The organism is Nocardioides sp., assembly GCF_035703625.1.
In the GTDB taxonomy this organism is placed as follows: Bacteria; Actinomycetota; Actinomycetes; order Propionibacteriales; family Nocardioidaceae; genus Nocardioides.
Map to the genome: position 1 here is coordinate 1 of NZ_DASSXS010000218.1, position 8,706 is coordinate 8,706.

Genomic DNA, 8,706 nt, shown 5'->3' on the forward strand with positions numbered 1-8,706 from the left:
TGCTCAACCACCGGCGCTGGTCACCCATCGTCATCGCGACACGCTGTTCGAACAGATGTTTGAAAACGGCCGTCTCGCGCGACTACCGTGACCCCATGCCCAAGAAGACCGTGACCGAGCTCCCCGATGGTCCTCCCGACGCCACCGGCCTGACCCCGCGCCAGCAGCGGGTGCTCGCCCACATCAAGGACTCCATCGAGCAGCGCGGCTACCCGCCGAGCATGCGCGAGATCGGCCAGGCGGTCGGGCTGACCAGCTCCTCCAGCGTGGCCCACCAGCTCAAGGTGCTCGAGGAGAAGGGCTTCCTCAAGCGCGACCCCAACCGGCCGCGGGCCCTCGAGGTGTTCCTGCCCGAGGTGATGGCGGCCCGGCGTTCGATGTCCTCGGCCGAGGAGACCTCGATCGACGAGACGGGGGTGGGCGACACGATGCCCGCCGCCTCCTACGTGCCCGTCGTCGGCCGGATCGCGGCCGGTGGCCCGATCCTCGCCGAGGAGCAGGTCCAGGACGTCTTCCCGCTGCCCAAGCAGCTCGTCGGCGAGGGCACCCTCTTCCTGCTCGAGGTCAAGGGCGACTCGATGGTCGACGCCGCGATCTGCGACGGCGACTACGTCGTGATCCGCAAGGAGCAGACGGCCGACAACGGCCAGATCGTCGCCGCGCTGCTCGACGACGAGGCGACGGTCAAGACCCTCCAGCGCAAGGACGGCAAGGTCTGGCTGCTCCCCCACAACGACGCCTACGAGCCGATCGACGGCACCCACGCCTCCATCCTCGGGATCGTCACCGCGGTCCTGCGCCGCGTCTGACCCGACACCCACGCTGACCCGCCCGAAACTTTCGGGCGGGTCAGCGGATTTCTTGTCAGTTTCGGGCGGGTCAGCCGAGGAGGAAGCCGGTGTTGCCGGCGAACCCCTCCATCACGTAGATCGACAGGTAGAACAGGGCGGCCAGGGCGCCGAGCACCAGCCCGGCGATCGCCTTGCCGGAGCCGGTGGGTGCGTGGCGGCCGGAGTTGCCGACGAGCACCGCAGCGACCCCCAGCACGAGCGGCACCCCGGACCAGAAGGCCGGGGCGGCGAGCAGGGCCGCGGGGACGGCGAGGGCGAGCGCCGTACCGCCGCAGCTCTCACGACGCAGCGCACGCGGGACGACGAAGCCGTAGACCGCCGCCGAGGCGACGGCGATCAGCGCGACCATCAGGATGACCTCGCTCCACCCGTGGGCGAACAGGGTGGTGAGGACGGCGGCGACGGCGGCGACCGTCGCGCCGATCAGGCCCGCAGAGCGGGTGGTGGGGGTGGTGCTCGGGGTGGTGGTCACGGTGGTCATGGCCGGTCCTTTCGAAGCGTCGGATCTGATGACCACGAGTCTTGGGCCGCGGCCCCCTCCCGGTCGTCACGCGCCGGAGCGGTTCGCTGCCACCCCTGCGGGTGAGTGGGCCGTCATTCTCAGGAGTGACTACGCGACGGCCCGCGCGGCCCTACCGTCGTCGCATGGACCTGCGCGCCGCGTCGAGGAAGTACGGCGACGTGCTGCTCGCCGGCGTGCTCGCGATGGTGTTCGTGGTCGAGACGCTGGCGTACGGCGGAGACCTCGTCTCGGTCGCCGCAGCCGTCCTGGCGAGCGCAGCCCTGACCGTACGGCGGCGCCTTCCCGTCGTCGGCCTGCTCGTGGTGCTCGCCTCCCTGTTCGTCGTGCTCTGGCGCTCTCCCGCCTCGGACGGCGAGTCGATCGCGTTCGTCGCCATCTTCCTGATCGCGCACTACTCCGTCGGGCGCTGGGCCGGTGGCCTGGAGGCCTGGGTGGGGGTGGTGTGCGTGGTCGGCTCGATCTGCGGTTTCGCGATCGGGGACGCCGTGGACAACGACGTCGCGATCTCCGACATCTCGGCGGGCAGTGTCGGGTTCGCCGTCTTCTTCGTGGGCGGGCCGTGGGCCGCCGGGCTCGCGATCCGGCTGCGGCGCCAGCGCGAGTCCGAGCTCGACGCCGAGAACGAGCGCCTGCGCCGGGAGCAGGAGGAGCAGGCCGCCCGGGCGGTCGCGGAGGAGAGGTCCCGGATCGCCCGTGAGCTGCACGACGTCGTCTCCCACGCCATCTCCGTCACCGTCCTGCAGGCCCGTGGCGCGCGACGCACCCTCACCTCCGACCCGGACGGCGCCCGGAAGGCGCTGGACGCGATCGAGCAGACCAACACCGCCGCGCTCGGCGACATGCGACGGCTGCTCGCCGTGCTCCGCGACACCGAGCCCGAAGGCCTCGCCACCGACAACCACGCCCCCCAGCCCTCCCTGGCCCACCTCGAGGAGCTGGTCGCCCACGTCCGGCAGTCCGGCGTGCCGGTGGAGGTCGAGGTGGTCGGCACGCCACAGGACCTGCCGCCCGGCGTCGACCTGTCGGCGTACCGCATCGTGCAGGAAGCCCTGACCAACGTGCTCAAGCACGCGGCGCAAGCCCGGGCGCGGGTGGTCCTCGACTACAGCGCCGACGCCCTCGCGGTCACGGTCAGCGACGACGGCATCCCGGGACCGGTCTACGGCACCGAGCCGGGCGGTGGCCACGGCCTGATCGGCATCCGGGAGCGGGTGGCCGTGGTCGGCGGCGACGTGACCGCCGAGCCGGGGCTCGACGGCGGCTTCGAGATCCGCGCCGTCCTTCCCTACGCCCTGGAGGTCTCATGACGCACCCGACGATCCGGGTGGTGATCGCGGACGACCAGCCGCTGGTCCGCACCGGCCTGCGGATGATCCTCTCCGCCGAGCCCGACCTCGAGATCGTGGGCGAGGCGGCCGACGGGCGCGCGGCGATCGCGGCCTGCCGTGACCTCGCCCCCGACGTGGTCCTCATGGACGTGCGGATGCCCGAGGTCGACGGGATCGAGGCCACCCGCGTGGTCACCGCCGCGGTCGACCCTCCCCGGGTCCTGGTGCTCACGACGTTCGACCTCGACGAGGTGGTCTACGACGCGCTGCGGGCCGGGGCCAGCGGGTTCCTGCTCAAGGACGCACCCGAGGACCGGCTCACGACCGCGATCCGGGTGGTCGCCGAGGGAGGCTCCCTGTTCGCGCCCTCGGTGACCCGGCGACTGATCGAGGAGTTCGCGCAACGGGCACCGCGCCGCTCCCCCGACCTGACCGGGTTGACCGAGCGCGAGCACGACGTCCTCCGCCTGGTCTCGCGCGGCCTCTCCAACGCGGAGATCGCCGCGGAGCTCTTCGTCTCCGAGAACACCGTCAAGACCCATGTCGCGCGGCTGCTGATGAAGCTGGGCGTGCGCGACCGGGTGCAGGCGGTGGTCCTCGCCTACGAGTCCGGCCTAGTTCATCCGGGTGGTTGAACCACCGGTCTACTCCGTTTTTCACACACGGTTGCGCCACGACGGGTTCACTTGCCCTACGCCACTCGGCCAGGGGGAAGCATGCGGTTCAGCTGGGCCATCGGAGCGGGCCTCGCTGCCGCGCTCTCGCTCGGCACTGCCCTGCCGTCGTCGTACGGCGCCGAACACACCCAACGCGCGTCGCTGCCCGAGGCGGCGTCCGGCCGGGCTGGGCAGGCGCTCGCCCAGGCGCGCGACCTGTTCGAGGCCCGGGACCCGGTCGCTGCCCGCCGGACGGTGGGCGCAGGGCGCGACGCCACCCTCGCCCTGCGTGACCTGGTCCGGGTGCGCAGCCAGCTGCGCGGCACGGCCGCGCGCGAGGCCGACCGGCTGCTCGCCCGCCCCGCCGCCCGCCGTACGCGCTGCGCCCTCAGGTTCTGCGTGCACTGGAACCCCGCCACCGCCAGCCCGACCTACATCGACCAGGTGGTCGCCACGATCACCGACGTGCACCAGCAGTACGTCGATGCCGGCTACCGCCCGCCGCGGCCGGACGGCGGCCGGGGCGGCAACAACAAGACCGACATCTACATCCGCGACGTCGGGGCCCTGGGTCTCTACGGCTACTGCACCACCGACAAGCGGATCCGGGCGCGCGAGCCCTCCGACGCGTGGGCCTACTGCGTGCTCGACAACGACTACCGCCCCGGCCAGTTCCCGGCCCTCACCCGGCTCGACAACCTGCGCGTGACCGCCGCCCACGAGTACTTCCACGCCGTCCAGTTCGCCTACGACGCGTTCGAGGACGCCTGGTTCATGGAGGCCACCGCCACCTGGGCAGAGGACGAGGTCTACCCGGACATCAACGACAACGTGCAGTACCTCCGGCACGGGCCGCTCGGGAGGCCGGGCGTCCCGCTGGACCGGTTCGCGCTCGGCGGGCTGCACCAGTACGGCGTCTGGGTCTTCTTCCGCTACCTCGCCGAGCAGTTCCCCTCTCCGGCCGGGATGTCACCCCTGGTCCGGCAGATGTGGCAGCGGGCCGACGGGTCGGCCGGCGGTCCGGACCTCTACTCGCTCCGGGCGGTCCGCGCCACGCTGGCCGCCCGGGGAGAGTCGCTGGCGCGGCAGTTCGCCCGGTTCGCCGACGCCAACCGCCGTCCCGACGTCGAGTACGCCGACGGCGGCCTCTACCCGACCGCCCCGCCGGGCGGCACGCGCCGGCTCGAAGCCGGCCAGACCTCCGGATGGATCTCCCGCGACCTCGACCACCTGAGCAGCACCACTCTCCGATTCACCCCCACCGGCTCCTCACCGCGGGCCCTGCGGGTCCAGCTCGACATGGCCGCCCCGCGCCGCGGTTCCCTCGCGGTGGTCACTGCCTATGCCGGGACCCTGCCGCTCACCTCCACGCTGGTCCGCCCGGACCGGCTCGGCCACGAGACCCTCACCGTCGCGATGAACGGTGGCGGCGTCTCCCGGATCGAGGTGACGCTGGTCAACGCCAGCACACGCACCCGGTGCGGGCGCAGCCTCATCTCGCCGTACTCCTGCTTCGGCTCCCCCCGCGACGACAACCTGACCCAGCGGGTCCGGGTGGTGGCCGTGCCGTGATCGCCCCGCCACGACCGCACGGCCCCCGCGACCCTCCCGGGGTTTCGACGACGCTCGCTGAGGCTCCCTGCTCAACCACCGCGACCCCAGCGGGTCCGGGTGGTGGCCGTGCCGTAACGAACCGGTGAACAGACGGAGGTCACAGCCGATGACCCGTGTCGCCGTCGCCGCGTCGTCGTTGCTCCTTGCGTGACCGACACACATGCGCAGCTCCCCCGCCGCACCGTGCTCGCCGCCGGCGCCGCCGGTGCCACCCTGGCCAGCGCGCCGCTGGTCGCCAGCACGCTGGCCTCCCCCGCCACCGCCCTGGCCGGACCCGCGGCCAACGCCGTCTTCCGGCACGGCATCGCCTCCGGCGACCCCACCCCCGACGCGGTCCTGCTCTGGACCCGCGTCACGCCCACCCCCGAGAGCACCCCGGGCTCGGGCAGGGGCCCCCGGGTCACGGTGACCTGGCAGGTGGCCAGCGACGCGAGGTTCCGCAACGTCGTACGCCAGGGCACCGTCGAGACCGCCCCCTGGCGGGACCACACCGTCAAGGTCGACGTCGACGGGCTGGCACCGGGCCGCTGGTACTTCTACCGCTTCCGGTGCGCCGGTGCCACCAGCCGCACCGGCCGCACCCGTACCGCGCCCGCGCACGACGCGCTGCCCGACCACCTGCGCTTCGGCGTCGTCTCCTGCGCCAACTGGCAGGCCGGCTGGTTCAGCGCCTACCGCGGCCTGGCGGCCCGCGACGACCTGCACGCGGTGCTGCACCTCGGCGACTACCTCTACGAGTACGCCCCCGGGCAGTACGGCTACGGCCAGAGCGAGCGGGACATCCGCAAGCACAAGCCGGCGCGGGAGATGGTCGCCCTCGCCGACTACCGGCAGCGACACGCGCAGTACAAGACCGACCCCGACCTGCAGGACGCGCACGCGAAGTTCCCGTGGATCATCACCTGGGACGACCACGAGGTCACCAACGACCAGTGGCGGCGCGGCGCTGAGAACCACCAGGCGGACGAGGGCGACTACCTGCGCCGCCGGGCCCGGGCCCACCGTGCGTTCGACGAGTGGATGCCGGTCCGGATGGACGGGACGGCCAAGCTGGGCGACGGCGACCGGCTGTTCCGCCGGCTGAAGTTCGGCAAGCTCGCCGAGATCAGCATGCTCGACCTGCGGACCTACCGCTCCAAGCAGGTCGAGCAGGTCGCCTTCCCCGTCCCCCAGCCGGACCCGGCCCTCTCCGACCCCGACCGGACGATCACCGGCGACCGGCAGCTGGAGTGGCTCAAGGACTCCCTCGACAACCGCCGTGCGCAGTGGAAGCTGATCGGCAACCCGGTGATGATCGCGCCGGTCAACTTCGCCTCGCTCCCCGACGACCTGGTCCAGCCCGTCAACGACGTCACCGGCCTGCTGCCCGAGGACGGGCTGCCCTACAACGTCGACCAGTGGGACGGTTACACCGCCGACCGCCGCCGGGTCTTCAGCCACATCCGGGACCACGCGGTCAAGGACGCCCTGTTCGTCACCGGCGACATCCACTCCGGGTGGGCCTGCGAGCTGCCGTACGACGCCTCGACCTACCCCCTCGGCGACTCCGCGGGCGTGGAGTTCGTCTGCAGCTCGGTGACCTCCAACAACCTCAAGGACATCACCGGGTCACCCCCACGGACGACCAGCGTCGCCGTCGAGGAGGGAATCAAGGCCAACAACCGGCACGTGAAGTACCTCAACTTCGACGACCACGGCTTCTCGGTCCTCGACCTGACGCCGAAGCGGGCACAGATGGACTGGTTCGTGATCAGCGACCGCGCCGACCGCGACGCCACGATCCGGCACGAGACATCGTGGGTCACCCGGTCCGGGACGGGCCGGATCGAGCGGGTCGACCGACCGGTCGGAGGTGCCCGATGAACGCGACCACCCCCCGCACCAGCCGGCGTACCTTCGTCACCGCCGGGGCCGCCGGGCTGCTGTTCTCCTCGATGGTGGGCTCGCCCGCGGTCGCCGCCCGGGGGCGCAAGCGCGCCTACGTGCTGGTGGTCGACGGCTGCCGGCCCGACGAGATCACGCCGCCCCTGACACCGACCCTGGCGGCGCTGCGCGACGGCGGGCTCAACCACCCGCTGGCGAGGTCCATGCCGGTGATGGAGACCATCCCCAACCACGTGATGATGATGACCGGCCTGCGGCCGGACCGCACCGGAGTGCCGGCCAACACGATCTACGACCGGGCCCTCGGCGAGACCCGCGAGATGGACCGCCCGCGCGACATCCGCTCCCGCACCGTCATCGGCCGCCTGAACGCGGCGGGCTTCACCACCGGGACCGTGCTGAGCAAGTCCTACCTCTTCGACATCTTCGGCACCCGGGCCACGCACCGCTGGGAGCCGGAGCCGATCGTGCCGATCTCCGGCCACGCGCCCGACGCGTTCACGATGGACGCGACGCTGTCGATGATCGAGGAGTTCGACCCCAACCTGGTCTTCGTCAACCTCGGTGACGTCGACCGGATGGGCCACGCCGACGAGACCGGCCCGGTCGACGTCAAGGCGCTGCGCCAGGCCGCGCTCGCCGACACCGACGCGCAGGTCTCGCGGTTCGTCGACCTGCTGAAGTCGAGCGGCCGCTGGAAGAACTCGGTCGTGATCGTCCTGGCCGACCACTCGATGGACTGGTCGAACCCGGACCAGGTGATCAGTCTGACCGGACCCCTCGAGGAGGACCCGTTCCTGGCCGGCAAGGTCCAGATCGCCCAGAACGGGGGCGCCGACCTCCTCTACTGGACCGGGCCGCGCGCCGACCGTGACCGGGCGGTCCGCCGGATGCGTTCCATCGCCGCCGCCACACCCGGGGTCCTGGCCGCCCACGACCGCCGCGCCGACTGGCTCCGGCTGGGTCCGGAGGCCGGCGAGGTCGTCGTCTACTGCCGTGCCGGGTGGCGCTTCACCGAGCCGGACCCGTCCGGCAACCCGATCCCGGGCAACCACGGCCACCCGGCCACCAAGCCGATCCCGTTCTTCGTCGGCGGCGGACACCCGGTGGTGCCGCGCAGGAGCGCCTCGTCGGAGATGGCGCGCACCGTCGACGTGGCCCCGACCGTCGGAGCGTTCTTCGGTCTCGGGCCCCCGGCCGGCGGGTACGACGGGCACAACCGCCTCTGAGTCCGGCCCGCCAGCGGTGGCGGTGGTTGAGCAGCGAGCGTCGTCGAAACCCCGGAACCGTGGGCAGCGATCGATTGAGCCCGGGAGCTGCTCGCGCTCCCCAGGCCGTACGGGCGGCCGACACCGCCCACGCGCGGGTCCGGGAAGGTCGCCGACCCTGCCGTCAATGAGCGCCTTCCGCTTGGCCCGACTCCACCCTGGACCTGCTTCTCGAACCGAAATGCGTCGTCGATGCGGTCGAACTGAGCCGCCCAGACCAACGTGACCGGTCGTCGCCGCGGGATACGCGTGTACCTCGCCCCCAGTCCCAGGTTGTGCTGGCTGATCCGCCGCTCGAGGTCCACGGTGCTGCCGACGTAGTAGGAGCCGTCGGCGCACTGGATGATCTATGCCCATCCCATGTCCGACGATGCTCCCCGTCGACCGCGGTCTGAAACCGCAGCTCTGAGGACCTGTGGACGGGCCGCGCACTCACCGTCCAGCCGAGTGTTCCGGGGTTTCGACGACGCTCGCTGACGCTCGCTGCTCAACCACCGGTGCGGTGCAAGCGACTCAGCCGCCGGCCAGCCGCGTCAACGCCTTGCGCACGACGGCCGGGTCGGTGGTGGTCCACATCGGAGG

Annotated in this window: 7 protein-coding genes and 1 pseudogene; 6 read left to right on the plus strand and 2 right to left on the minus strand. The window is 72.0% G+C overall.

The genetic code is table 11. The features are described from left to right. Positions 1 to 95 precede the first annotated feature (95 nt). Positions 96 to 809: a transcriptional repressor LexA gene (gene lexA / locus VFN12_RS11135; RefSeq protein WP_325118749.1), complete on the plus strand. Its 714-nt coding sequence runs from the start codon at positions 96 to 98 to the stop codon at positions 807 to 809. A 70-nt stretch (positions 810 to 879) separates the two neighbouring features. On the opposite strand, the gene VFN12_RS11140 is transcribed toward lexA, so the two are convergent. Next, entirely contained in the window at positions 880 to 1,332 is a 453-nt protein-coding gene (locus VFN12_RS11140) for a hypothetical protein (RefSeq protein WP_325118750.1), read from the minus strand. Positions 1,333 to 1,496: 164 nt separating this feature from the next. On the opposite strand from VFN12_RS11140, the gene VFN12_RS11145 reads away from it, so the two are divergent. The 5 genes from VFN12_RS11145 to VFN12_RS11165 all read left to right on the plus strand — a co-directional run bounded on the left by VFN12_RS11145 (position 1,497) and on the right by VFN12_RS11165 (position 8,085). After that, positions 1,497 to 2,681, plus strand: coding sequence for a sensor histidine kinase (locus VFN12_RS11145; protein WP_325118751.1), 1,185 nt, complete (start codon positions 1,497 to 1,499; stop codon positions 2,679 to 2,681). Then, positions 2,678 to 3,337 (plus strand): response regulator transcription factor, encoded by a 660-nt coding sequence (locus VFN12_RS11150; protein WP_325118752.1) that lies wholly within the window; start codon positions 2,678 to 2,680, stop codon positions 3,335 to 3,337. Before VFN12_RS11145 ends, VFN12_RS11150 begins: the two co-directional genes overlap by 4 nt. Before the next feature lie 81 nt (positions 3,338 to 3,418). Beyond that, the gene (locus VFN12_RS11155) at positions 3,419 to 4,930 is read left to right on the plus strand and encodes an MXAN_6640 family putative metalloprotease (RefSeq protein ID WP_325118753.1); all 1,512 of its coding nucleotides are present in this window, start codon (positions 3,419 to 3,421) and stop codon (positions 4,928 to 4,930) included. A 189-nt stretch (positions 4,931 to 5,119) separates the two neighbouring features. Further along, positions 5,120 to 6,835 carry an alkaline phosphatase D family protein gene (locus VFN12_RS11160; protein WP_325118754.1) on the plus strand — a complete coding sequence of 572 codons (1,716 nt, stop codon included), beginning with the start codon at positions 5,120 to 5,122 and terminating at the stop codon, positions 6,833 to 6,835. After that, positions 6,832 to 8,085, plus strand: a complete 1,254-nt coding sequence (locus VFN12_RS11165) for an alkaline phosphatase family protein (RefSeq protein ID WP_325118755.1) — start codon at positions 6,832 to 6,834, stop codon at positions 8,083 to 8,085. Before VFN12_RS11160 ends, VFN12_RS11165 begins: the two co-directional genes overlap by 4 nt. Before the next feature lie 254 nt (positions 8,086 to 8,339). On the opposite strand, the pseudogene VFN12_RS11170 reads toward VFN12_RS11165, so the two are convergent. Then, positions 8,340 to 8,429 (minus strand): annotated as a pseudogene (locus tag VFN12_RS11170) (GIY-YIG nuclease family protein); the annotation flags it as partial. Between the last annotated feature and the right edge of the window lie 277 nt (positions 8,430 to 8,706).

Coding starts and splice junctions, on each gene's coding strand:
- lexA (WP_325118749.1), top strand. CDS start 96: ATGCCCAAGAAGACCGTGACCGAGCTCCCCGATGGTCCTCCCGACGCC.
- VFN12_RS11140 (WP_325118750.1), bottom strand. CDS start 1,332: ATGACCACCGTGACCACCACCCCGAGCACCACCCCCACCACCCGCTCT.
- VFN12_RS11145 (WP_325118751.1), top strand. CDS start 1,497: ATGGACCTGCGCGCCGCGTCGAGGAAGTACGGCGACGTGCTGCTCGCC.
- VFN12_RS11150 (WP_325118752.1), top strand. CDS start 2,678: ATGACGCACCCGACGATCCGGGTGGTGATCGCGGACGACCAGCCGCTG.
- VFN12_RS11155 (WP_325118753.1), top strand. CDS start 3,419: ATGCGGTTCAGCTGGGCCATCGGAGCGGGCCTCGCTGCCGCGCTCTCG.
- VFN12_RS11165 (WP_325118755.1), top strand. CDS start 6,832: ATGAACGCGACCACCCCCCGCACCAGCCGGCGTACCTTCGTCACCGCC.